Origin of the sequence: Ensifer adhaerens (assembly GCF_002007205.1) — a bacterium.
GTDB lineage: Bacteria > Pseudomonadota > Alphaproteobacteria > Rhizobiales > Rhizobiaceae > Ensifer > Ensifer adhaerens_D.
Genome location: NZ_LAZS01000004.1, coordinates 142,459 through 167,724 on the forward strand (window position 1 = coordinate 142,459; position 25,266 = coordinate 167,724).

Annotated in this window: 22 protein-coding genes; 15 read left to right on the top strand and 7 right to left on the bottom strand. The window is 62.6% G+C overall.

Annotated features, from left to right (window positions below):
• Positions 1-109 precede the first annotated feature (109 nt).
• From XB14_RS03170 to XB14_RS03185, 4 genes are all read right to left on the bottom strand, one after another.
• A complete protein-coding gene (locus tag XB14_RS03170; RefSeq protein WP_077960163.1) occupies positions 110-853 on the bottom strand; it encodes a HugZ family protein in 744 nt (247 codons plus the stop codon).
• A 91-nt stretch (positions 854-944) separates the two neighbouring features.
• Positions 945-1,994, bottom strand: coding sequence for a choline ABC transporter ATP-binding protein (gene choV / locus XB14_RS03175; RefSeq protein ID WP_077960164.1), 1,050 nt, complete (start codon positions 1,992-1,994; stop codon positions 945-947).
• Positions 1,991-2,836, bottom strand: a complete 846-nt coding sequence (choW, locus tag XB14_RS03180; protein WP_077960165.1) for a choline ABC transporter permease subunit — start codon at positions 2,834-2,836, stop codon at positions 1,991-1,993. Before choW ends, choV begins: the two co-directional genes overlap by 4 nt.
• Before the next feature lie 82 nt (positions 2,837-2,918).
• Positions 2,919-3,875 carry a choline ABC transporter substrate-binding protein gene (locus tag XB14_RS03185; protein WP_077960166.1) on the bottom strand — a complete coding sequence of 319 codons (957 nt, stop codon included), beginning with the start codon at positions 3,873-3,875 and terminating at the stop codon, positions 2,919-2,921.
• Between the two features lie 249 nt (positions 3,876-4,124).
• On the opposite strand from XB14_RS03185, the gene XB14_RS03190 reads away from it, so the two are divergent.
• The 9 genes from XB14_RS03190 (at position 4,125) to XB14_RS03230 (ending at position 14,464) form a co-directional block, all read left to right on the top strand.
• Complete coding sequence (locus XB14_RS03190; protein ID WP_077960167.1) at positions 4,125-4,712, top strand: thymidine kinase; 588 nt, start codon at positions 4,125-4,127, stop codon at positions 4,710-4,712.
• Positions 4,713-4,789: 77 nt separating this feature from the next.
• Positions 4,790-5,176 carry a c-type cytochrome gene (locus tag XB14_RS03195; protein WP_077960168.1) on the top strand — a complete coding sequence of 129 codons (387 nt, stop codon included), beginning with the start codon at positions 4,790-4,792 and terminating at the stop codon, positions 5,174-5,176.
• A gap of 164 nt (positions 5,177-5,340) precedes the next feature.
• The gene (locus XB14_RS03200) at positions 5,341-6,429 is read left to right on the top strand and encodes a hypothetical protein (protein ID WP_077960169.1); all 1,089 of its coding nucleotides are present in this window, start codon (positions 5,341-5,343) and stop codon (positions 6,427-6,429) included.
• A 58-nt stretch (positions 6,430-6,487) separates the two neighbouring features.
• Complete coding sequence (locus XB14_RS03205; RefSeq protein ID WP_077960170.1) at positions 6,488-7,636, top strand: hypothetical protein; 1,149 nt, start codon at positions 6,488-6,490, stop codon at positions 7,634-7,636.
• Between the two features lie 2 nt (positions 7,637-7,638).
• Positions 7,639-9,555 carry an AAA family ATPase gene (locus XB14_RS03210; protein ID WP_077960171.1) on the top strand — a complete coding sequence of 639 codons (1,917 nt, stop codon included), beginning with the start codon at positions 7,639-7,641 and terminating at the stop codon, positions 9,553-9,555.
• A 100-nt stretch (positions 9,556-9,655) separates the two neighbouring features.
• Entirely contained in the window at positions 9,656-10,063 is a 408-nt protein-coding gene (locus tag XB14_RS03215) for an endonuclease domain-containing protein (RefSeq protein ID WP_077960172.1), read from the top strand.
• Between the two features lie 93 nt (positions 10,064-10,156).
• Entirely contained in the window at positions 10,157-11,446 is a 1,290-nt protein-coding gene (locus XB14_RS03220; RefSeq protein WP_077960173.1) for a DUF6638 family protein, read from the top strand.
• 3 nt (positions 11,447-11,449) lie between these two features.
• Positions 11,450-12,673 (top strand): DUF2333 family protein, encoded by a 1,224-nt coding sequence (locus XB14_RS03225; RefSeq protein WP_077960174.1) that lies wholly within the window; start codon positions 11,450-11,452, stop codon positions 12,671-12,673.
• A gap of 111 nt (positions 12,674-12,784) precedes the next feature.
• On the top strand, positions 12,785-14,464 hold the full coding sequence (locus XB14_RS03230; RefSeq protein WP_077960175.1) for a formate--tetrahydrofolate ligase: 1,680 nt from the start codon (positions 12,785-12,787) through the stop codon (positions 14,462-14,464).
• 147 nt (positions 14,465-14,611) lie between these two features.
• On the opposite strand, the gene XB14_RS03235 is transcribed toward XB14_RS03230, so the two are convergent.
• Complete coding sequence (locus XB14_RS03235; protein ID WP_077960176.1) at positions 14,612-15,121, bottom strand: DUF1993 domain-containing protein; 510 nt, start codon at positions 15,119-15,121, stop codon at positions 14,612-14,614.
• 203 nt (positions 15,122-15,324) lie between these two features.
• Between XB14_RS03235 and XB14_RS03240 the strand changes: the two genes are divergently transcribed.
• Complete coding sequence (locus XB14_RS03240; protein ID WP_077960177.1) at positions 15,325-15,777, top strand: YiiD C-terminal domain-containing protein; 453 nt, start codon at positions 15,325-15,327, stop codon at positions 15,775-15,777.
• Between the two features lie 25 nt (positions 15,778-15,802).
• On the opposite strand, the gene XB14_RS03245 is transcribed toward XB14_RS03240, so the two are convergent.
• Positions 15,803-16,714 (bottom strand): extensin family protein, encoded by a 912-nt coding sequence (locus XB14_RS03245; RefSeq protein WP_143348208.1) that lies wholly within the window; start codon positions 16,712-16,714, stop codon positions 15,803-15,805.
• 294 nt (positions 16,715-17,008) lie between these two features.
• Between XB14_RS03245 and XB14_RS03250 the strand changes: the two genes are divergently transcribed.
• From XB14_RS03250 to XB14_RS03260, 4 genes are all read left to right on the top strand, one after another.
• Complete coding sequence (locus XB14_RS03250) at positions 17,009-19,243, top strand: TonB-dependent hemoglobin/transferrin/lactoferrin family receptor (protein WP_077960179.1); 2,235 nt, start codon at positions 17,009-17,011, stop codon at positions 19,241-19,243.
• Between the two features lie 122 nt (positions 19,244-19,365).
• Positions 19,366-19,410 (top strand): trpE operon leader peptide TrpLE, encoded by a 45-nt coding sequence (trpLE, locus tag XB14_RS33445; RefSeq protein WP_178385070.1) that lies wholly within the window; start codon positions 19,366-19,368, stop codon positions 19,408-19,410.
• Between the two features lie 112 nt (positions 19,411-19,522).
• Positions 19,523-21,712, top strand: coding sequence for an anthranilate synthase (locus XB14_RS03255; protein ID WP_077960180.1), 2,190 nt, complete (start codon positions 19,523-19,525; stop codon positions 21,710-21,712).
• A 69-nt stretch (positions 21,713-21,781) separates the two neighbouring features.
• Complete coding sequence (locus XB14_RS03260) at positions 21,782-22,582, top strand: phosphotransferase (protein WP_143348210.1); 801 nt, start codon at positions 21,782-21,784, stop codon at positions 22,580-22,582.
• A 1-nt stretch (position 22,583) separates the two neighbouring features.
• On the opposite strand, the gene XB14_RS03265 is transcribed toward XB14_RS03260, so the two are convergent.
• Complete coding sequence (locus XB14_RS03265) at positions 22,584-23,507, bottom strand: LysR substrate-binding domain-containing protein (RefSeq protein ID WP_077960181.1); 924 nt, start codon at positions 23,505-23,507, stop codon at positions 22,584-22,586.
• Between the two features lie 178 nt (positions 23,508-23,685).
• On the opposite strand from XB14_RS03265, the gene XB14_RS03270 reads away from it, so the two are divergent.
• On the top strand, positions 23,686-25,260 hold the full coding sequence (locus XB14_RS03270) for an MFS transporter (RefSeq protein ID WP_077960182.1): 1,575 nt from the start codon (positions 23,686-23,688) through the stop codon (positions 25,258-25,260).
• Positions 25,261-25,266 lie beyond the last annotated feature (6 nt).

The window sequence follows — 25,266 nt, forward strand, 5'->3', positions numbered from 1 at the left end:
ATGCGAAAATTACATCACACGTAGTTATGGTTGACGAAGCAAGATAATTAGTCGTGATGCATAAAAGGGCAACCACCTACTGCAAGAAATGGGGGTAGCTCTCCAGCGATTAACCGTTAAGTTCACGCAAAATTGCCCGTAAATTGGAACTATCGTCGATAGGTGTCGGGAACTCAAGGCGTTTTAGCTGATCGCCATCTGCAAGGTCGAGCCCCGCAGCGTCGATACCCACGACTTTCCAGTTGCCTTCCGGTGCCTTGCAGAGCTTCACCGCATAGCGCTGAACTGCGTCAGAATGATCCGTATTCATGTGATCGATCGCGTTCGCCTCCATCGCGGCGAGCGAGGCGATGGCAGGCGTGTCGATCAGAAGGTCTTCGGCAGTCAAAACATAGGCGCGGCCGAAGCCGCCGTTGAGACTGGCACGGAGCGGCGACAGTCGGAAGAAGCCGAAATCGGGAAAATCGACATAGAGTTTCGACTTGGGGTGGCGGCGAACGAATCGCTCGCGAATGCGGATATGTGCTTCGCTGTCGCGCGCAACCTGTTCGGCGGTGCACTGTACCGTCAGGCGGGGATGGGCGAGCGGGTCGCCCTTGCCGGGCTCGCCGGTCAGAAGCGAGGCGCGGTTGTCGGCGGTGAGCGCCTGGGTGTGCGTCGACAGCTTCGAGATCAGGATCACAGGCACTCCGTCGACGTCCATGCCGACGAGCACGCGGCTGACGAAGGGAAAGCCGCCGCTCTCCGGCTCGATCGCGGCAAGTGAGGCGCTGCGCGCGCCGCGCAGAAGCGTGCGGGCCAGCGTGCGGGCTTCGTCATCGGTGTCTCGCAAAACGTTCGGCTTGTCGCTCATGCTCTTTCCCTTCCTGCCATGCGGTCGCGGCCAGGACGCAAAAAGCCCGGAACGACGCTCCGGGCTTTTATTGGCTTGTTGAGCGGCCTCGTCAACTTTTGTTGCGATGGCGCGTCAATCCTTGCACGATATCCTGGGCATCGATGGTGCCGACGACCGAACCGTTGTCGACGACCCCGATGCTGCCCGGCTGGCGCGACATGGCGTCGAGAATGTCGACGAGCGGTGTCGTCGGTTTCGCCGTTGCGGTTACACCGGCAACCGTCACCCCGCGCTGGACCCCGGTCTGCATCACGTCCTTGGCCGTCAGCATCGTGATCGGGTTCATGTGTTGGACGAAATCCGCGACATACTGGTTGGCCGGATTCTTGACGATATCCTGCGGCGTGCCGCACTGGATGATGCGTCCGCCTTCCATGATGGCGATGCGGTTGCCGATGCGGAAGGCCTCATCGAGATCGTGGCTGACGAAGATGATCGTCTTCTTCAGCCGCCGCTGGAACTCCAGCAGTTCGTCCTGCAGGCGGGTGCGGATCAGGGGGTCGAGTGCGGAGAACGGCTCGTCCATCAGAAGGATCGGCGCGCCGGTCGCAAAGGCGCGGGCGAGGCCCACGCGCTGCTGCATGCCGCCGGAGAGCTCATTGACCTTGCGTCCGGCCCATTTCGTCAGGTTGACGAGTTCGAGCTGTTCGCCGACCCGCGCCTTGCGCTCGGCATCCGGCATGCCGGCAAGCTCGAGCCCGAAGCCGACATTGTCGGCGACGGTGCGCCAGGGAAGCAGTGCGAACTGCTGGAACACCATCGAGACCGTGTGCATGCGGAAGTCGCGCAGCGACTTCGCATTGGTTCGGTAGGGGTTGAGCGCACCGTTTGTTGTCTTCACTTCAACGTCGCCGCGCACGACAGGCGCAAGCCCGTTTACGGCGCGAAGCAGGGTCGACTTGCCGGAGCCCGACAGCCCCATCAGCACCAGGATCTCGCCCTCGGTGATTTCGAGCGACGCGCCGGCGACGCCGAGCACGAGGCCGGTTTCGGCACCGATCTCGTCTCGGGTCTTGCCTTGGTCGACCATCTGCAGCGCGACTTGCGGGTTGTTGCCGAAGATGATGTCGACGTTCTTGAATACGACGGCGTTGGTCATGCGCCCTCTCCTTCGTCGGACGCACGGAAAAGGCGGTCGAGGATGATCGCCAGGATGACGATGCAAAGGCCGGCTTCAAAGCCCTTGGCGATGTTGACCGTGTTCAAGGCTCTCACGACCGGAACGCCCAGGCCGCTGGCCCCGACGAGCGCGGCGATGACCACCATCGACAGCGACAGCATGATCGTCTGGGTGAGGCCGGCCATGATCTGCGGCATGGCAAAGGGCAGCTCCACCTTGCGCAGCACCTGGCCGGGCGTCGCGCCGAAGGCCTGGGCGGCTTCCACCAGCGACGGCGGGGTGGAGATGATGCCGAGGCGCGTCAGCCGGATCGGCGCGGGGATGGCGAAGATCACCGTGGCGATCAGGCCCGGAACCATGCCGAGACCGAAGAGGATCAGCGCCGGAATCAGATAGACGAAGGTCGGGATCGTCTGCATCAGGTCGAGGATCGGCCGCATGACGGCATAGACCCAGGGGCGACGGGCGGCGGCGATGCCGAGCGGCACGCCGACGGCCATGCTGACCGCGGTCGCGGCGAGTACAAGGGCCAGCGTTTCTGTCGTTTCCTTCCAGTAGCCCTGGTTGATGATCAGAAGCAGGCCAAGGCCGGTGAACAGCGTTATGCCGATCGAGCGGCGGAACCACCAGGCGAGCCCGGTGATGACGGCGACGACGATCAGCGGGTGCGGGGCATAAAGGACCCAGAGCAGCGAGTCGGCGACGGCCTGGAGGAATCGGGCGAGCTGGTCGAAGAAGAAATCGAAATTCGTCGTCAGCCAGTCGACGAACGCCTTGGCCCAGCCCCCGATGGGGATGCGGTTGTCGGTCAGATATTCCACGAAGGTAAATCCGTCTCGTCAGGTCAAAAGGAGCGCATGACGCGGTGAAAAAAGGCGGGGTCTTTCCCCGCCTTGATGCCGATCAGAGGCCGATCGCGGCCTTGACCGCGGCGAGGCCATCGCCGCCGTCCTTGGCGGTGACACCGGCAAGCCAGGGATCGATGGCAGTCGGGTTGGCCTTCAGCCATTCCTCGGCAGCCTTGTCCGGCTCCTGCCCGTCGTTCAGGATCTTGCCCATGATCTCGTTTTCCATCTGGAGCGAGAATTTCAGGTTGGTCAGCAGCTTGCCGACGTTCGGGCATTCGGTGGTGTAGCCGGCGCGCACATTGGTGAAGACTTCCGCGCCGCCGTAGTTGGCGCCGAAGATGTCGTCGCCGCCCGCAAGATAGGTCAGCTTGAAGTTGGCGTTCATCGGATGCGGTTCCCAGCCGAGGAAGACGACCGGCGCGCCATCCTTTTCGGCGCGGGCGACCTGCGCCAGCATGCCCTGCTCGGAGGATTCGACCACTTCGAAGCCCTTGAGGCCGAAGGTGTCCTTGTCGACCATGTCGATGATCAGGCGGTTGCCGTCATTGCCCGGCTCGATGCCGTAGATCTTGCCGTCGAGTTCGGTCTTCTTGGCCGCGATGTCCTTGAAGTCCTTGATGCCGAGCTCGGCGCCCTTGGCGTTGGTCGCCAGCGTATACTTGGCGCCGACCAGGTTCGGCCCGAAGGATTCGACCGACTTGTCGTCGAGGAAGGGACGCACATCGTTTTCCTGGGTCGGCATCCAGTTGCCGAGGAAGACGTCGATGTCCTTGTTCTTGAGCGAGGTGTAGGTGACCGGAACCGAGAGAACCTTGATGTCGGTCTGGTAGCCGAGGCCCTTGAGGACGGTCGAGATCGTCGCGGTGGTTGCAGTGATGTCCGTCCATCCGACGTCGGAGAAGCGGACGGTGCCACAGCTTTCCGGCTCGGCAGCTGCAGCCTGCCCGGCCGACATGGCAAGCAGCGAAACGGCGCCCGCCAGCATCAGTTTGAGAGAGAGTCCTTTTTTCATCGTTGTCGTTCCCCTGCCTCTATTATTGTTTTAGCCAAACACCATTGGATAGCGAATTCAAGCGCTTTGATGTCGAAGGAAGTGTATTGCGTCAATATGCTGGCGGGGTGCACGATGCGACGCTGAATGTCGCATTGTCCACGAAATGGTCTAGTCCGGCGAAAATCTGTGGGTGCCGCAAACGCGCTCTGGCCTTCGCGGCCAAGCCTCGTCATTACCCGGAAAACGCAAAAACCGGACGCGGTGACGATGGCCAAACTCTATTTCAGCTATGCGACGATGAATGCGGGCAAGAGCACGATGCTCCTGCAGGCCTCCTACAACTACCAGGAGCGCGGCATGCGCGTTGTGATGCTGATCGCAGCGCATGACGACCGGGCAGGGGTCGGCCGCATCTCCTCGCGCATCGGCCTTGGCGCGGATGCCATTCCGTTTCATGGCGACGACGATCTCTACGCACTGATCGACAAGCTGCATGCCGACGGCGCCGGCGAGATCGCCTGCGTCTTTGTCGACGAGGCGCAGTTCCTAAACGAGGGGCAGGTCTGGCAGCTTGCGCGCGTCGCCGACCGGATCGGCATTCCGGTGATGGCCTATGGCCTGCGAACGGATTTTCAGGGCAAGCTGTTCCCGGGCTCCATGGCGTTGCTCGCTCTTGCCGACGAATTGCGCGAAGTGCGCACGATCTGCCATTGCGGCCGCAAGGCGACGATGGTCGTGCGCCTCGACGGACAGGGTAATGTCGTTCGCGAGGGCGCCCAGGTCGAGGTCGGCGGCAACGAGAAATATGTTTCCTATTGCCGGCGCCACTGGGACGACCTGATGCGCTGCGAGTGAGTGCGGCGTTGTGGCGGCTTGAAAGGGAAGCGCTCGCAATGCCATCCTGCGCCGGTAACACACGCCAGGGACCTTCCATGCCACGCCTCGTCACTAGCCTTCTCCTCTCGCTCTGTCTTGGCGCTGCTGTCGCTCATGCCGGGGGTGACGCGGCGGCGGGGGCTGCCGTTTTCCGCAAGTGCGCCGCCTGCCACACGGCGAGCGAGCCGACAAACCGCGTCGGTCCGAGCCTAATGGGCGTTGTCGGGCGGGCTGCCGCATCGGTCGCGGATTACAACTATTCCGCGGCGATGAAGGCCTTTGGGGCAGAGGGCCATGTCTGGGACGAGGCGACGCTGAGCGAATATCTGTTGAGCCCCAAGGCAATGGTCGGTGCCACCAAGATGGCTTTTGCCGGTCTCAAGAAGCCACAGGACATCGCTGACGTGATTGCCTACCTGAAGGCGCCGCCGGCGGCCAAATAGATAATGCCTTCGATATCTCAAGCACTTCGCTGTGGTGGCTCATCAAAAAGCTGCGGGGAAAGGCTTGTTCTCTTCCGATAAACACCCTTTATATAACTGCAATCGAAGGCTGAATAATTCAGCCGGGGTGGCGGGTATCGCCACGGTGGACCGAGGGGCAGGACATGGCGACTCTTCAGAATTTTGACGCGGAGATCGAGAAGACGAAGGGCGTGGTCGAACAGATGCGCGGCAAGCTCGAACAATCCGGCGTCGTGCTGGAGCAGTTCGCCAAAGCCGAGACCAAGCTCGGCGACGTCAATTTCGACATCGAAAACGCCCGGATCCAGGACGTCATCAACCAGCAGAAGGTGATGGAGGCCAACATCGCCGACCTGATCATCGGGCTCGAGGATGCGACCAATGTCTTCGGCTCCGAATTCGAGAGCATGAAGAACTATACGGGGTACGAGAAGTTCATCGGCATCTTCTCCAAGCAGAAGATGCAGCGCATGCGCACCGACCGCGTGCGCAACATGTCGCTTGCCGGCAACCTGCAGGAATTGCTTTCGAAATCCGACATGATCGTCGGCATTCTCAAGGAGCAGAAGTCGGTCCTCGACCAGCGCTACAAGACCTCGGAACAGAGCCTGATCCAGGTGATCGAGCGCCGCAAGGGCACGATGGCGAACCTCGAAGCGGTGCAGAAGCGGATCGAGGAACTGAATCCGCTCCTGCTCGACATCGAGAACCGCATCGCCGCGTCGACCGAGCAGAAGGTTCGCACCGAGCTCGAAGGCGAGCGTTCGGCCCTTGCCACCGAGTACAACGAGAAGCAGGCCAAGGAGCAGGAGCTGCTTGCCGAAAGCCAGACGCTCGAGCGCTATACCTCGATGTTCCAGACCTTCGTCGATTCGCTCAACAACCAGATCGCCGCGCAGAACACGCTGATCAACAAGCTGACAATCGATACCGAGCAGCGCATCGTGCTCTACAAGGCGCTGGAAGATTCGTTGAAGACGGCGGCCCAGCAGGATGTCGCCCACAAGATCAACACGCTCGGCAGCCAGGTCGACACCGCGGCCGAAGAGACGATGGCCGGCATTGGTGCCGCCGCGCAGCGCCACATCGGCGATCTCCTCGAAATGCATGAAAAGAACATGCTTTCGACGCAGGATATCCAGCGCCGCAAGAAGCTCGCCGACGACGCCTTTGCCCGCCGCTTCCAGTCGGTGATGGATAAACACAACACTGCCAACTACGTGAAGCAGTGAACGGCCAGCGCATGGTCCGCACCGAGTTGACCGGCCGGCAGGCGCCACGGGGATTTTTATGAAGGTCGCGGCTTCATCCGCTGTCGCACAGTATTTCGCGTCGATCCATGCGGCGCTGGCCGGGCTCGAACTCTTTCTCGGCGACCGCAACTCGCCGCTCTATCGCAACACCGTCGTCGGCGAGGTGATCGTTCCCTATCTTGGCCGGCTGAAGGCCTCGATCGACTGCTGGGAGAACCGGATCGGCTTTGTCGATCAGTTCCGCATTTCGCGGGCGGAAAGCGGCTTTCCCGTATTCCAGAACGTGCTGGAGCTGGAGAACGACCGGCAGACGGCGAGCAAGCGCCTGGCCGACATTCCCCCGGCCGATGCGCTGCGCGACGAGATGGTCGATTTCATCCTTCGTCAGAAGGCCTTCCCCGAGGCGCTGCAGACGCGCATGGCCGAGCGGCTTTATCTGGAGCAGATCGGCAAGGGCGAGATCTTCTCGCCCTTCATCCTGCCGGAGACCATCCGCGTTGCGGTCAATTCCAAGACGATGCGGCCCTATTACGTGGTGAGCTGGGGCGCCTTCGACGGCGCCAACACCCTGCCGATGGTCTACATGGCGACGATCGAGGATTCCTCGGAAAAGATCGTCGACATGCTGGTGACCGCTGATGGCAAGCTCAACCCTGAGGTCGAGATCCCGTTGCCGGTCGGGGGACTGCTCAATCCGGATCTCGCCAGCCGTTTCGACGATTTCGTCTCGAAGAACAGCAGCTATTCGCTGACGCCGGTGACGATCGCCACCAATCTCGACAAGGATTTTGACGAGCTGCATCCGAAGCAGTTGCGCCGCATCGTGCTCGGGCCGTTCTATTCGGCCGGGATAACTGAGAACAATGCGCGCATCAACGATATCCTCTCGAAGGTACGCAAGACCGAGAATGCCTGGCTTCTGACCTGGACGGTGCAGGAGGTCTTCTCGAAATCGGAGCGGCCGGCCAAGCGCGGTTTCTGGTCGACGACGCCGGCGCAGGAGGAATTCCACATCGATACCGCCAATCTGGAGGCGACGCGCATGGGGGTTTCCTCCTACGAGAAGCACGCGCTGGTGCCGCACGACGCCTATCAGGCGCTCTATGCCGCCGGTGAGGCGGAACAGGTGTTCGGCGATTACAAGGTCCACGTCATTTCCGGCAACCAGGTCGTCAGCGAGGTTTGACCATGACACTCAATACGGGGCTGACGACGCTGCACGAGGACGAGATCGCCAAGCACCAGGCGGTGGCGCAGGGGCTGGTGACCAAACTCATCATTCTGGAGCGCGATGATCCAGCCGCCGGCACGACGCTTGCCGGCACCGGGCGCCGCTTCGTGTCCACGGTTTCGACCGGCGGCCAGCGGCGCACGCGCGAAGTCGAGTTGACCAAGACGGTTCAGGCTGTGCGCCAGGGCGACCCGATGCTGTCGCCGGCCCAGCATGCGCTGCTCTATCGCACGCGCCGCGGTATCCAGGTGGCGCTCGCCGTCGCCGATGTCTTCGCGCGCCAGACGAACCTTGAGCAGTTGCAGGCAAAAAATGCGACTTCGCCGCTCGGTGGAGAAGAGGCGAACCAGTTCAAGGCGCTGCTTTCGGCGTCGGCCTATGTCGCCGCTTTCACCCTTGCTGCCTATCTCGGCTCGACGCTTGCAGGTGAGGGCGAGCCGGTCGACGATGCTGTCGAGCCCGACTTTCTGTTCGACACGCCGCAGGACGCGCTGAAGAGCCTGATTTCGGCGCTCGATCGCGGTCTTGCCGGGGCCCCCGATGATCTGGCGCTGACCGCCCGGGCGCGGGCCTTCTCGCGGGTGGCGATCGAAGGGCTGATTGCCCGCAAGGGCCGCTTCACCGGGCTGCAGAGCTTCGAGAATGTTCACATCCGGCTCGACCAGGACGATTTCACGCTCAACGGCTTCGACGTTGCTCCCGGCCAGAAGCGCAAGCCTCTGGTGATGACCTTCAAGAAGCCCGAGGAGATCATCGGCAACCACATCGCCAAGTATCAGGCGCTGAAGCTTGCCAAGATGCTGATGGCCTATGACTTCGACCGGCAGATGAACCCATTCGTCGAGCTTGGCGGCTTTCTCTTCACCTTCATCGGCGACGGCATGCCAGGCACCGGCAAGACCATCCTGATCCAGATGCTCGCCGGCATGCTCAACGATTATTGCGAGATCGCCGGCTACGCCTTCCACTACGAGAATTTCGGCGTCGACCAGATCTCATCCTACCAGGGCAAGTCCGGCCAGAACTGCAAGGAGTTCGTCAACAACGTCATCAATCCGCGGGCGATCGGCTTCGGCACGATCGACGATGTCGACCAGGTGGCGGCGAAGCGCTCCGACGATCGTGCGTCTGCCGGCCAGCACGAGGTGACGGCGGTCTTGATGGAGAGCTTTGCCGGCGCCTCGACGGTCGTTCGCGGCAACTGCACCTTCGGCATGTTTTCCAATTACCCTGAAAATGTCGACGACGCGCTGCGCCAGCGCGCCGGTGCCCGCTGGCTGGTCGACGGACCGCAGACCGAGGACGACTATATCGACATCTTCGCGCTGCTCGTCGGGAAGAACCACAAGATCCCGCTCGGCGAGCACCAGCTGTTCGAGGGGCAGGAGATCAAGCGCGCGGTCGCCCAGTCCTATGCCGAGCATGCGCGACCGAAGGAGGAGGGCCTTGTTGCCGTCTGGGAGCGCTACGAGAAGAAAAAGGGTGCGATCGCCTCGCTCGCCGATGTCGGCGCCTATCTGCACATGATCAAGGAGGCCGAGCCGCGCTTCACCGGCCGGGCGATCAAGAACATCACCGACGCGATCAAGCTGAGAGCAATGGACGTGGAACTGCCGGATGACTGGTTCAAGGATGCCGGCTCGTTCATGCACAAGGGCTACGACGAGAAGAAGGCGATGATCGAAGCACTGCGCGGCCCGATCACCATCGACATGGTGCTGCAGGAGATCAACCGCTACGCCGACAGCGAGTTCCGCTACACCGACAAGTCGGACGATGCCGCCGTCACCGACATCATCCGCCGCGAGCGCCAGCGCGAAAAGGCAATCCGGGAGATCGAGGCGATGAAGCGCGACGGCCGGTGGCAGGGGTGATGGTGTCCGGCGTCTGGGTCGTGCCCGATTCCGGGAGTTGGCTTTGGGGCACGTCCCCTCTCCCCGCTCGCGGGGAGAGGGTTAGGGTGAGGGGCAGACCTTGAGAGGCGCGAATACAAAAGAGACCGAACGCGCCCGGCTCCTCAGGCGCTCTGACAACGAGACCGAAGCCGTCTTGTGGTCGGAGCTGAGAGGACGTCGCCTCAACGATTACAAGTTCGTGCGGCAGTTCCCGATAGGTCGCTATTTTGCCGATTTCGCCTGCCGGGATCACCATCTCGTTGTCGAAGTCGACGGCAGTCAGCACGCGGATAGAAGTAGCGATTCAATTCGCGATATGTACATGGTGGCCAACGGATGGAGTGTCGTTCGCTTCTGGAACACACATGTTCTGAAAGAGTGCGGGACGGTTCTTGAGACGATTGTCGCAATCCTGGAAAAGCGGCTGACGGACGAAGTGAGGGCAACGGATTTGACGTTCATTCCAGCGGGCGGAAGACATGATTGAGCCATGGCGAGTTGCCCCTCACCCTAGCCCTCTCCCCGCAGGCGGGGAGAGGGGACGTGGCGTACGCGACATCTGTGCTACAGGGGATGTCGTATGAAACGCCTGCTCGAAGCGGAATTGATTTATGGACGGCTGCTCGATATTTCCGAGCCGCACCTGATCGCGCGCTACAACAAGGCACTCGAAGGTTTCGGGCTGCGACCTACGGCGCTGACGCAATTCAGCATCGACATGACGGGTTTTTCGCCCGAGATTGCCGAGGAAATAGGCGATCGCGACTATCTCGATCCAAACCGGGTCAACCGCCGTTTCATCATCATGACGCCGGAGCAGGCGGAACTGCCGTGCGTGCATACGAGCTTCTCCAACACCGCGGCGCTGATGCACGAATTCTTCAACGCCAACAGCCGGGCGATCAACGCCATCACGATCAAGGATGCGCTCTACGGCGAGATCGAGGATTCGGTCTCGATCGTCGACGACATCGACGACCTGCTCTCTATCAATGAAGTGCGCTTCCGGGTGCTGTCGGCCGAAGACATGCTCGGCAAGGCGGCCGAGCTGCGCGGGCTGGTTGACCGGCTGAAGAAAGTCCCCACGGCCTGGGCCGATGACGAGATGCTTACCCGCATGGTGGAACTCGCCAAGCTCACCGGCGATATCCGCCAGAACGCGCTGGTGCCGGATCAGCTCGTCTTCCGCCACGAAGCCTTCTGGGCCAATCATTTCGGCGGCGTCTACGTCTTCCTCGACGACAAGACGACGACGGTCATCTGCGATCCCTCGGTTCCAGGCTTTCGCCGGTCGCGGCCCTGGCAGGTGAGCTACGTCGCCATCAGCGACCACGCCCGGATCTACGATTTCCTCGCTTCGACCAAGCGGCTGCAATTGCCGCAGGCATCCTGGGTCGAGGAGTCAGGGCTTTACCAGCATCGCGCCGACATGGTGGTGCGAGGGCTGATCAACGAGAACGATCCGACGGCCGATCTTGCGAATGCCGACCGCATCTGGCTGCAGACCTGGATGCATCGCAACGCCGCGGCTGTCGCCAAGGACGGCGCCTATCCGTTCCTGCAGGAGATGATCCGCACGGTCACGGCGACCGGCACGATCAAGATGCAGGACGTGGCGCCGGCCAACCGCTTCATGCTGGTGCGCGCAGCACCCGCCCATCCGGACCAGTGGCTGGTCAACCGGCTGATATCCCAGCTCGTGCCCCGTGATTTCGTCTCGCGCTTCGTCTTCGACAAGCAGGGCTTCTATGACGCCTACGAGCGATATAGCGAAAGCTTCAAGGCCTATGTTGTGGCGACGCTGACCGGCACATATCTGAAAGACAAGGCGGCCTTCCGCCACAAGCTTTACGGCCTCAGAGAGGAATAGGACATGTTCGACCCGATCGTTGCGTTTTTCCAGCGTGTCTTTACCGCGATCGGTCGCGGCATCGGGCTCGTCGTTGCCTGGTTGCTCTGGCCGTTCATTGCGGTCGGCAACTGGTACCGGCAGCGCAGCTGGATCATCAAGGGGCCGATCGGTATCGTCCTCTTGGGTCTGATCTTCTTCTACGGCTACTTCATCTGGCAGACCCAGGCCTGGACGAACTTCAACGAAGACTATGTCGACCGCTATAACCTGGCCGAGCGGAAAGTGCCCGCCGGCTCGCCGATGAGCGGTCCTGGCGCTCCGTCGACGGGTCAGGCGACGACCGGCGGCGCCAGCAACCTTGCGGGCGTGGCGGCGCAGCCGCAGGAATCGACACCGGAGGCGCTCGCCGCCGTGCAACTGCCGGCCGGCACCGTCTGCCAGACCTCGGCGATCGTCGACGTCACCGCCGATCTCATCGACTTCAACGTCAACGAGAACGCCTGGATCTCGTCGATGCTGCTCTACAAGCTCGGCTTCTTCGGGCTCGATTGGGACGACACGCCCTGGCTCGACAACAAGGCGTCATTCCAGCGCGGCATCAATCAGGCGATCCGCCGGACGTCGGTGGAACTGGTCGATTCGCTCGGTCGCGTGCGCGGCACTTCGGGCATCAACAATGCGCTGCAGAGCGCGCGCGGCAATCTCCAGTTCGACGAGGAGACCTGGTACTTCGGCCTGAACCCGTTCGGTCCGAAGACCCCGACGCCGAGCTTCTACCGTGCGGCGATGAGGGACCTCCGGTCCTTCAACGCCTCGCTCAGCAAGTGCGAGGCGATCTTCGACGGCCGTTCCGACAACCTGGTCGAATTCCTCGACCGCGTCGCCAACGACCTCGGCAACACTTCGGCGATCCTGCGCGAGCGCTCGGAAAACCACAATGGCGGCTGGTTCGACACGCGCGCCGACGACCGCTTCTGGTTCGCCTATGGCCAGCTCTACGGTTATTACGGCATTCTCTCGGCGGCCGGTGCCGACTTCGACAACGTTGTTGCCCAACGCGGCCTGCTTCCGATCTGGACGGAAACGATCAAGCAGCTGCGCGCCGCACTCCGCATCCAGCCGTGGATCATCTCCAACGGCGAGGAAGCGGGCTGGATCATGCCGACGCATCTGGCGACGATGGGCTTCTATACGCTGCGCGTGCGCTCCAACATCGTCGAGATGCGCGACATCCTCGCCCGATAAACGGGACCGGGCGGACGGCTGCGGCGAAGTTCCGACGGCCGTCCTTGCATCATCACCAGAACGCGCCTCCAATGGCGCGAACAAGAAGCGATCCCGGGGAGGGGAGATGCCATGGCGGAGGTGAAGTCGGATATCGAGATTGCGCGCGCGGCGAGGAAAAAGCCGATTCTGGAGATCGGCGCTGCGCTCGGCATACCGCCGGAGGATCTGCTGCCCTACGGCCATGACAAGGCGAAGATCAGCGCCGATTTCATCGCCCGCCAGCGCGGGAAGAAGAACGGCCATCTGATCCTGGTGACGGCGATCAACCCGACGCCGGCAGGCGAAGGCAAGACGACAACGACCGTGGGCCTCGGCGATGGGCTGAACCGCATCGGCAAGAAGGCGATCATCTGCATCCGCGAGGCGTCCCTCGGGCCCTGCTTCGGCGTCAAGGGCGGTGCTGCCGGCGGCGGTTATGCGCAGGTGGTGCCGATGGAGGACATGAACCTCCACTTCACCGGCGATTTCCACGCGATCACCTCGGCCCACAATCTGCTGGCGGCCCTGCTGGACAACCACATCTACTGGGGCAACGAGCAGAACATCGACGTCCGTCGTATTTCGTGGCGGCGGGTGATGGACATGAACGACCGGGCGCTGCGCAGCATCGTCGGCTCGCTCGGCGGCGTCGCCAACGGCTATCCGCGCGAGACGGGCTTCGACATCACCGTCGCCTCCGAGGTCATGGCGATCCTCTGCCTGTCGACGGACCTGAAAGACCTGGAAAAGCGCCTCGGCAACATCATCATCGGCTATCGCCGCGACAAGAGCCCGGTGTTTGCGCGCGACATCAAGGCCGATGGCGCCATGACCGTGCTGCTCAAGGACGCGATGCAGCCGAACCTGGTGCAGACGCTCGAGAACAATCCCGCCTTCGTCCATGGCGGCCCGTTCGCCAACATCGCCCATGGCTGCAATTCGGTGATCGCAACGACGACGGCGCTGAAGCTCGCCGACTATGTGGTGACGGAAGCCGGTTTCGGCGCCGATCTCGGGGCGGAAAAGTTCTTCGACATCAAGTGCCGCAAGGCGGGGCTGAAGCCCGATGCAGCGGTGCTTGTCGCGACCGTGCGCGCGATCAAGATGAATGGCGGTGTCAAGAAGGACGACCTCGGCCGCGAGAACCTGGAGGCCCTGCGCAAGGGCTGCGCCAACCTTGGGCGGCATGTGCAGAACGTCAAGAAGTTCGGCGTACCCGTCATCGTCGCGATCAACCACTTCACCTCCGACACCGAGGCAGAAGTGCAGGCGATCAAGGACTATGTGGCGACGCTCGGCGCCGAGGCGGTGCTGTGCCGTCACTGGGCCGAGGGATCAGCCGGTATCGAGGAACTGGCGCGCAAGGTGGCAGCCTTGGCCGAAGGCGGGCACTCGCAGTTCTCGCCGCTTTATCCCGACGACATGTCGCTCTTCCACAAGATCGAGACGATCGCCAAGGACATCTACCACGCAAGCGAGGTGATCGCCGACAAGTCGGTGCGCGACCAGTTGCGCAACTGGGAGGATCAGGGCTACGGCCACCTGCCGATCTGCATGGCGAAGACCCAATATTCCTTCTCGACCGATCCGAACCTGCGCGGCGCTCCGAGCGGCCATGCGGTGCCGATCCGCGAGGTCAGGCTTGCCGCCGGCGCCGGCTTCATCGTCGTCATCACCGGCGAGATCATGACCATGCCCGGACTTCCCAAGGTGCCCTCGTCGGAAAAGATCTTCCTGAACGAGCAGGGCTATATCGAAGGGCTGTTCTAGAGCATCCTGCCTTCAAGTGGAATCGTTTGCGGGCGGAAAGATGCTCTAGAATCAAATCGCTAGACCGTCCTGCTTGACTGAAAAACGACGCCGCGCATCCGGGTGGATGCGCGGCGTCGTTGTGTCCGGGTTCTTCCGCGGCGGAGATCAGGCGGTGAGGCTGAGGTAGTCCGCCTTGCCGATCGGGACGCCCTTGTGGCGCAGGATGTCGTAGACGGTGGTCAGGTGGAAATAGAAGTTCGGCAGCACGAATTTCTGCAGGTATTCCTCGCCCGTGAGCGTCACCTTCAGCGTCGGGAAATTGAGCACGACTTCGCGACTGTCGCTGTCGTCGAGATCATCAGGGCCGACCGTTTCGAGGAAGGCGAGGGTCTTGGCGATGCGCTGGCGCAACTCGTCAATCGTCTTTTCCTCGTCCGGAAAACGGGGCACCTCCAGCGACGTCAGGCGGCCGACCAGACCCTTGCTCGTGTCGCTGACGCGCTGCACCTGGCCGGCAAGCGTCAGCATATCGGGCGCCAGCCGGGCATTGACGAGATCGTCGGTGGAGATGCCGTTGTCGCGCGCGTAAGCCTCTGCCTTGTCGAGCAGTTTGGTAAGGACACCAAGGCCGCGGACGAGTGCGGGAATGGAGAGTTGGTACATCGTCAATGCCATGACAGATTTCCTTGAGACTGGGCGCAAAACGGGTGGATCTTCCTCGCGTATTTGGGACACCGGGTGCGGTCCTGCAAGGCGGCCGAACCGGTATCTTTGCTTTCAGGGAAGCACCGGTTGGATCGAAGCGTGTGGCGACTATGGTCAGGGCAACCGGTCTCGTGCATTGATCTCCCGCAGATGAACGCATCAGGGATGCCGCGATGACGCCAGAGGAACTCCAGGCCTATCTTCATGCCCACATTCCACTGTCGGCGGCGATGCAGGTCCAGGTCGACATGGTGTCGGACGAACATGTGCGGCTCTCGGCTCCCCTAGGGCCCAATATCAACCATCGCGAGACGGTCTTCGGCGGCAGCGCCTCGGCGCTTGCGATCCTCTCGGCCTGGTCGCTCCTGCACGTGCGGCTCAGCAAAAGCGGCGTGGCGGCGCGTCTGGTGATCCAGAGCAATCGCATGGACTATCTGAAGCCGGTCGCCGGTACCTTTGCTGCGCGCTCGTCGCTGGCGGATGCCGGGCAATGGCCGGGCTTCCTCCGCCTGCTCGAACGGCGGGGCAGGGCGCGGGCGGTGGTCGTTGCCGATCTCCTTGACGGCGAAGCTGTGGCCGGTCGCTTCGAGGGTGAGTTTGTTGCCCTTGGCCATGACAAAGGCTGATCAGCGGTCGAGCGAGGACGCCTTCCTAGCGGCAGTAGCGATAGTCGTTGCGGCGCTCGATGACATCGAGATGCAGATGGGTCTCGTGCGCGGCGTCGCTGCCGGGGTCGAGCACGGTCTTGAAGTAGAGGCAGGCTGACGCGGTTACCGCACGCTGGAAGGCCCCGTCCATCGTACCGTCCTCGTCACGTGGCTGGATGGCGATCGTCGTGCCGTTGCTCAATGTGAAGGAGGCGATGTCGACGGCGTTGCCGTGGGCATGCTCGGAAATCTTGCCCGTCGCCCCATTGTTGCGCAGCCGACAGACATAGGTCGAGGCCTGGTTCAACGTCTTGATCTTAACTGACTTGTCGAAGGCGACCTCGGCGGCCGGCTGCGCGGTTTCCTTCGTCCAGCGCGCCAAGGCCAACGCCGTCTCGCACCGCATCAGGCCTTTGGGCGCGAGCGTGACGCCGGCGAGAATGTTCGTGACCTCCAGCGGCTTGTCGATGCCGCAGCCCTTGCCCTCGTCGATGCGCTTGGCTTCGACAAAGGTTGCTCCGATCGCTTTCAGGTCGGTCAGGCACTTGGCGTAGGCGGCAGCATTCTCCGCCTCGACCGGCGGATAGATGATCGGCGCTGGCTTCTCTTCCTCCTTCTTCTCGTCGGCACGCTGGTCCTTTTCGTCCACGACCGGCTTTTGATCCTTTGCCGGTTGTTCATCCCCTTCCGTCGGTTTCGGCTGCGGCACGGGTTGTTCGCCATCCGCCGGCACCTTTTTCTGATCGCCCTTGCTGTCGTCGGCCGGGGCCGCCGGTTTCTCCTCGGGTGTCGGAACGGCCTCCTTCGTCCCCATCTCGGTCGGCGGCTTCTTTAGCGGGATCGGGCCGGATTTCGGCAGGCTGGCGCCGGTGAGGACCAGCAGAGACAAGAGGATCAAGGGAAAAGAGCGACGCATCCGGTTCCTTTCACGCTGCCCCGCAGCGGGGCCTGGAGGGGAGGGAACGCACGGACTCGGATCTGGTTTCATCCGCCCGTCAGGAAACCGTTGCAGTTTAGCAACGCCTGGAATTGGCGCGACCCCACAAATTGTGGGGATGATCTTTGTTAGTTGACAAAGAAACTCATGTTTTTTATTGCGGCATAAATGAGGCGGCGACATGTCGCAGCGCCCTCGACACTGCGCCCAGCCAGCCCCTTGAGTTTGCCGCTCAACAGCAAGCCCGGCCCCCGAAACTCAAAGGATTGGTCTATGCTCACCCGGCATCGTCGCCTGGCTCTCTTGGCTTGCGCCGCAGTCACTTTCGTACCCCCTATCTCCGAGGCCCTTGCCCAGAGCGCCAAGCCGGCGACGACGGCAGAGGCCGGCGCCGACACCACGGTGCTTCAGAAGATCGTGGCCAAGGGAAATCGGGTGACGACGGCGCCGAAGGGCAGCATCGCCGATACGCCGCTCGCCAGCGAGATCGATGAAAAGACGCTCGAAGCAAAGCAGGTGACCGACCTTGACGACCTCGGCCGCAGCGTCGATGCCGGCATCAATTCGTCGAAGAAGGACTCGGGCATCAACATCCGCGGCCTTTCCGGTCCGCGCATCGTGACGACGATCGACGGCGTTCCGATCCCGTTTATTTCGAACAGCGCACGTACGCAGACCGCGACGACAAACGCGAACGGCGGCGGCGATACTTTCGATTTCAATTCGCTTTCCGCGATCGATATCGTGCGCGGCGCGGATTCGAGCCGCGGCGGTTCGGGCATGCTGGGCGGCGCCGTCGTGCTGCGCACGCTTGAGCCGGAAGACCTGATTTCCGACGGCAAGGATTGGGGCGCCCTGTTCCGGACCATCTATGACAGCGAGGACGACAGCATTTCCGGCTCGGCCGCCGTTGCCAAGCAGTTCGGCGATACCTCGGTGCTCTTCCAGGGCAGCTACCGCAAGGGACATGAACGAGAAAACGAAGGCACGGTCGGCGGCACCGGCCCGACCCGCACGGAAGCCAATCCGCTCGACTTCGACCAGAGCAACCTGCTCTTCAAGCTTCGCCACGAGCTCGAAGGCGGCCACCGCATCGGTCTAACCGCCGAAAGCTTCCGCCGTGATGCCGACGCCGACCTGTTGACGGACCAGGGGGCGCCGCGCAGCTACAAGATCGGTGATTATCGAGGCTTCGAAGATCGCTCGCGCAAGCGCGTTTCGCTCGACTATGATTTCGAGGCCCTTTCCTCCGACGATCTCTTCAGCTTTGCGCGCGCCACGCTTTACTGGCAGGAACTGGAGCGGTCTTCCGGTGCGAACGGTCGCACGCGTTTCGACGTGCCCTATGGCCGCGACAACTCGATCAACAACGAGAGCTTCGGCTTCAGCGGCAGCGCCGGCAAGGATTTCGAGGCTGGCGGGTTCGACCACTCCGTGCTGTTCAGGCTCGACGTCCAGCGTTCGGACTGGAACCAGTACACCTGGGCACTTTGCCCGACGCCGACGACATGCCCGGTCAACAACAACCAGTCGGAAATCCCGACCGTCAAGAGCACGACGATTGGGGCGGTTCTGGAAGACCGTATCTCGATGGGTGACAGCGCCTTTGCGCTGACGCCTGGCGTGCGCTTCGACTGGTTCGACTATCAGCCTGAGGCCAATGCCGGTTTCCAGGCCAACCCGACGGAGCCGCGCTTCGGCGAGCCGCGGGATCGGGACGGCGCCCGCCTGTCGCCCAAGCTGCTTGCGACCTACGACATCAACCCTGATGTCGAGCTGTTCGCACAATGGTCGATGGCCTATCGCGCCCCGACGGTCGACGAACTCTACAGCCGCTTCTACAACCGGGCCCAGGGCTACGCCCAGCTCGGCAATCCGGACCTGAAGCCCGAAACGGCAAACGGCTTCGAGGTCGGCGCCAATTTCGATACGGGTGACCTGACCGGTCGCTTTGCCGCCTTCCACAACGTCTACGACAACTTCATCGAGACGACGACGACCATAAACCCGGTAACCCGGTTCATGGAGATCCGCTACAACAACGTGCAGAAGGCGCGCATCTCCGGCATCGAACTGAGCGCGCTCAAGACCTTCGACAATGGTTTCAACGTCCATGGTTCGATCGCCTATGCCTATGGCAAGAACGAGGATACCGACAAGCGTCTGCGTTCGGTTGCGCCGTTCAAGGCGATCCTTGGTGCGGGCTACAGCCAGGAAACCTTCGGCCTCGACCTCTCCACCACGATTTCGGCCGCCATGCCGGACGATGGTGCTGCGAACACGTTCGATGCACCCGGCTACGGTATCGTCGACCTGACGGGCTGGTGGACGCCGGAGGAATTCAAGGGCCTGCGCGTCCAGGCCGGTGTCTACAACATCTTCGACAAAAAGTACTTCGACGCGCTCGCGCTCCGCGACACCAATGTGGGGTCCGCGAGCAACCAGCCGCGCGATTACTATTCGGAACCAGGCCGCACCTTCAAGATCTCGCTCACGCAGCGCTTCTAAGGTCGGTCAGATTGTCTTGGCGGGCGGCTCTTCGGGGCCGCCTGTTTTTTTGACGCAACCGTGATGATCCGCGCCGCTTTCCCGCTTGCGCGCGGCACGAACCCACGCTAACACTTTCGCCCATGGAAAACGCACGCAACATTTCGATCTGGTGGTGGGCTCGCTGAAGCGGCCTTGACCAGTCATGCGTGATTGAGAGATGAAGCCGCCCGGAGATTTCGAGGCGGCTTTTTTTATCTTCAGGCCGCTCAAGGACCGGGCTTTTACGGAGCGATGTGAATGGCAACGGTAATTCTCGAGGACGGCTCGGAGAGCTATACCACAAAGGGCGGCATCACGGTGACGCGCCGGCGGCGGGAAGCGTCCTACGGCCAGGCGATCGCGAGCTATGTGGACAAGCTCGACGAACGCCGCGGCGCAGTGTTTTCCTCCAACTACGAATATCCCGGCCGCTACACCCGCTGGGACACCGCCGTGGTCGATCCGCCGCTCGGCATTTCCTCGTTCGGGCGATCGCTCTGGATCGAGGCCTATAACGGTCGCGGCGAGGTGCTGCTCGCAATTATCGCTGAACACCTTCAGTCCGTAACCGACATCACCCTCGGCGCATCGACCAGCCGCCGCCTCGATCTGACGATCAACGCGCCCGACCGCGTCTTCACCGAGGAAGAGCGCTCGAAGATGCCGACGGTCTTCAGCGTGCTGCGCGCCGTCACCAACCTCTTCCATTCCGCCGAGGACGCGAGCCTCGGTCTTTACGGCGCCTTCGGCTACGACCTCGCCTTCCAGTTCGATGCGATCGAGCTGAAGCTGAAGCGTCCGGACGACCAGCGCGACATGGTGCTGTTCCTGCCGGACGAAATCCTCGTCGTCGACCACTATGCCGCCAAGGCCTGGATCGACCGCTACGATTTCGCCAAGGACGGCAAGACGACCGAGGGCAAGGCGGAGGATATCGCGAGCGAACCCTTCAAGACGGTCGACAGCATTCCGCCGCATGGCGACCACCGTCCCGGCGAATATGCCGAGCTCGTCGTCAAGGCGAAGGAGAGCTTCCGCCGCGGCGATCTCTTCGAAGTCGTGCCCGGCCAGAAGTTCTTCGAGCGCTGCGAGAGCAAGCCGTCGGAGATTTCCAACCGGCTGAAGGCGATCAATCCGTCGCCCTATTCCTTCTTCATCAATCTTGGAAACCAGGAATATCTCGTCGGCGCTTCGCCGGAAATGTTCGTGCGCGTCTCCGGCCGCCGCATCGAGACCTGCCCGATCTCGGGCACGATCAAGCGTGGCGACGATCCGATCGCCGACAGCGAGCAGATCCTGAAACTGCTCAACTCGAAGAAGGACGAATCCGAACTGACGATGTGCTCGGACGTCGACCGCAACGACAAGAGCCGCGTCTGCGTGCCGGGCTCCGTCAAGGTCATCGGCCGCCGCCAGATCGAGATGTATTCGCGGCTGATCCACACGGTCGACCACATCGAGGGGCGCCTGCGCGACGACATGGATGCCTTCGACGGCTTCCTCAGCCATGCCTGGGCGGTGACCGTCACCGGCGCGCCGAAACTCTGGGCCATGCGCTTCATCGAAAGCCACGAGAAGAGCCCGCGCGCATGGTATGGTGGCGCGATCGGCATGGTTGGCTTCAACGGCGACATGAACACGGGCCTGACGCTGCGCACGATCCGCATCAAGGACGGTATCGCCGAGGTCAGGGCAGGAGCGACGCTGCTCTATGATTCAAACCCGGAAGAAGAAGAAGCCGAAACCGAACTGAAGGCCTCCGCCATGATCGCAGCCATCCGCGATGCGAAATCCGCCAATAGCGCCAAGGCGAGCCGCGACGTGGCCGCGGTTGGTGCCGGCGTCAACATCCTGCTGGTCGATCACGAGGACAGCTTCGTCCATACGCTAGCGAACTATTTCCGCCAGACCGGAGCAACCGTCACGACGGTGCGTTCGCCGGTTGCCGAAGAGATCTTCGATCGGGTGAAGCCGGATCTCGTCGTGCTTTCGCCCGGACCGGGCAGCCCGAGGGACTTCGACTGCAAGGCGACGATCAAGAAGGCGCGGGCGCGCGATCTGCCGATCTTCGGCGTCTGCCTAGGGCTTCAGGCGCTTGCCGAAGCCTATGGCGGCGACCTTCGCCAGCTGGCGATCCCGATGCATGGCAAGCCCTCGCGCATCCGCGTGCTGGAACCGGGCATCGTCTTCTCCGGCCTCGGCAAGGAAGTGACGGTCGGCCGCTACCACTCGATCTTCGCCGATCCGTCGAGCCTGCCGAACGGCTTCATGATCACCGCCGAAAGCGAAGACGGCACGATTATGGGCATCGAGCACACGACGGAGCCGGTGGCTGCCGTGCAGTTCCATCCGGAATCGATCATGACGCTCGGTGGCGACGCCGGCATGCGGATGATCGAGAACGTCGTGGCGCATCTGGCCAAGCGCGCCAAGATCAAGGCCGCCTGACACCACCAGATAAACGGATGCGGCGCTTCGGCGCCGCTTCCGGTCGCGCGGCCATTTGCTGGAGGTCCCATGACGGGAAAGGACGGCCTGGCAGACGATACACCTTTGAGCGGAGGCGGCCGCACAGCCGTCAGCCGCAGGGGCGCCGTCGTGCTTCGGGAAACCGGGCCGTGGGCGCCTTCGGTGCACGCGCTTCTCCGGCATTTCGAGGTCGCCGGCTTTGATGGCGCGCCTCGTGTCGTCGGTTCCGGCTTCGATGAAGCTGGGCGTGAAATGCTCACTTATGTCGAAGGCGACATCCTCGCTCCAGCACCCTGGTCGGATGAGGCGATTGCGGAACTCGGGCGGCTGATGCGTGAGATGCATGATGCTGCCGCATCCTTCCAGTTTCCGCAGGAAGCGCGCTGGCGTCCCTGGTTCGGACGCGCCGTAGGAACGTCCGATATCGTCGGCCACTGCGATGCGGCCCCCTGGAACATCGTCTCGCGCGACGGGCTTCCTGTTGCGCTGATCGACTGGGAAGCGGCCGGCCCCGTCGACCGCCTGACCGAGCTTGCCATGGTCGCCTGGAACAATGCCCAGCTCTACGACGACGGCGTCGCCGCGATGAACGGTCTCTCGGACGCCACTTCCAGGATCCGGCAGGTGCGTCTCTTTGCCGATGGCTATGGGCTCGCCGCAGCCGACCGACATCGGCTTGCGGACCGCATCATCCTGTTTGCCGCCGAGAGCGCTGCCAACGAGGCTTTTGAGCTCGACATCCGCCCGGAGAGCGAACTTGTGCCGCGGGTCTGGGGAATCGCCTGGCAGGCGCGCAGCGTTGCCTGGCTTTTACGCAACCGGGCGATGCTCGCCGCTGTTCTTTCCTGATTTACCGCATCTCGATGGCTGGTGCGCGCTCGCAGCGATCGGCAAACAGCCGTTCGCTCAGGAAATCGACGAAGACGCGGACCTTCGGTGACAGGTGCCGGTTGGACGGCCAGAGCATGTGGAACTGGCCGGGGGCGTCGAGATGGGCGTCGAGCACGGTGCGCAACCGGCCATCGCTGAGTGGCTGGCGCGCGAGGAAGTCCGGCAGGCAGCCGATGCCGAGGCCGCTCAGAACCGCGCCGCTCAGCGCCTCCATGTTGTTGCAGTTGAGAACGGTCCTGATCTGCGGTTCGGGCCCGCCTTCCGGCATGGCGATCGGCCATTCCTGCAGCTTGCGACTGTTGGGAAAACGGAAGCGGACCGCGTGGTGCCCGTCGAGATCGCGCGGGCATTTCGGCGTGCCGTATCTGTCTAGATAGGCGGGGGCGGCACAGAGCAGGAGCTGGAACGGCCTGAGTGCCCGGGTCATCAGCCGAGAATCCGGCAACACCCCGCTGCGGATCGCGACATCCACTTCCTCGTCGATCAGGTCGACGATGCGGTCGTTGAAGTCGAGGTCGAGTTCGACTTCGGGATAGCGCCGCACGAACTCCGGCAGCACCGGCAACAGCAGATGATAGCTGACGATCGGCACGCTGACGCGCAGCCTTCCACGCGGCATGGCCACGGCTTGCGCCAATGAAGCCTCGGCATCGTCGAGATCGTCAAGGATACGGCGGCAGCGCTCGTGAAAAAGACGGCCTTCCTCGGTCAACCTTATGCTGCGGGTCGAGCGCTGCAGCAGGCGGACGCCGAGTTCTCTTTCGAGAGTGGTCACGGCCTTGCCGACGGCCGAGGCCGAAAGGCCGAGCACACGACCGGCCGCGACGAAACTGCCGAGGTCGGCGGTGCGGACGAAGGCGGTCAAGCCGCTCAAGCGATCCATGGCAGCTCCATTCGAGCGTTCTATTCCGGTATAGGTGGAGTTGAGGCCTGCTTATCAGCCAATTATGTCGAAGTTATCCTGGCTCGGTCAATCGATATCAACACCTGACCCCGTGAGCGCGAGCCTCTCCGAAGGCTTGCGGTGGCATCTCTTTTTCTCGAACGAACGGATACGAGGCATGAAAGAAAAGATCAAAGACGAGCGCGGCCGCTGGTTCGTGCTCGCTTCTGTTTGCCTGGCGGCGGCCGCGATGCCGCTCACCTTCACCGGCCCGGCAGTGGCGCTGCCGGCGATCAGCCGCAGCCTCGGCGCCGATCCCATGGCCCTCAACTGGGTCACCAATGCCTTCATGCTAACCTTCGGCAGTTCGCTGATGGCCGCCGGCGCGCTTGCCGACAGATTTGGTCGCAAGCGCGTCTTCCTCGGCGGTCTCCTGGCTTTCCTTCTGTTTTCGGGTGGTCTGGCATTTGCCGGCGACATCGTCTGGTTCGATGCCTTGCGCGCGCTTCAGGGCGTCGGCGCTGCTGCCGCCTTTTCCGGTGGCATGGCTTCGCTGGCGCAGGAGTTTGAAGGAAACGAGCGGCTGCGCGCCTTCAGCCTCGTCGGTGCCAGTTTCGGAGTCGGCCTTGCCTTCGGACCGACTGCGTCGGGCCTGATGGTCGAGGCCTTCGGCTGGCCGGCGATCTTCGCGCTTGTCGTCGTCTTTGCGGCTCTTTCTCTGGTGCTCGGAGCGATCTTCCTGCACGAGACGCGCGATCCGGATGCCGCCGGCCTTGACTGGAAGGGCGCGGCAAGCTTCACGGCGGCGCTAACTGCGCTCACCTTCGGTATCCTGCAGGCGCCGGAAAGCGGCTGGAGCAATCCGCTTGTTGTCGCGATGTTCGCGGCCTCGGGAGTGTTCTCTTTGGCCTTCTGGCGGATCGAGCGCTCGGTTGCGCGGCCGATGCTGGACTTGACGCTCTTTCGCTATCCACGCTTCGTCGGCGTGCAATTGCTGGCGGCAGCGCCGGCCTATGGCTTTGTCGTGCTCTTGATCCTGCTTCCGGTGCGTTTCATCGGCGTCGAGGGCATGAGTGCTGTCGACGGCGGGCGCATGATGATCGCCATGTCCGCACCGCTCCTGGTCGTGCCGATCGCGGCCGGCCTTTTGACCCGGTGGTTTACGCCGGCGGCGATCTGCGGGGCAGGATTGCTGCTCTCGGCTGTCGGTCTCTTTTGGCTGAGCCGGTTTCCAGCCGGATCCGATCCCGTGGGGCTGCTTGCGCCCCTGCTGCTGATCGGCCTTGGCATCAGCCTGCCCTGGGGGCTGATGGATGGGCTTGCCGTCAGCGTCGTGCCGAAGGAACGCGCCGGTATGGCGACGGGGATCTTCAGCACCACCCGCGTCGCGGGCGAGGGCGTGGCATTGGCAATCGTGACCGCGGTGCTTTCGGCGCTCACCGCCTCGAACCTCGACGCATCTGTCGGTGGAGATGCCGCCGCCATGGCACAGCGGATCGTGACCGGTAATCTGGCCGAGGCGTCGCTTCTTTCGCCAGACTTACCGCAAGCCGCGCTGCTCAAAGCCTATGGCGATGCGTTCGGTGGCCTGCTGCTGATCTTGACCGCGATAACGGTGCTGACGGCAATCGTCGTCTTTCTGTTTGTCGGGCGGGGCGGAGAGGCTGTCGAATACCGGGAGGCGGATGCCGGGCCGACGGCCCTCGAGGCGGCGCCACTCGGCGAGGCCGGGATGACACGAAGCAACCTTTGACAAGCG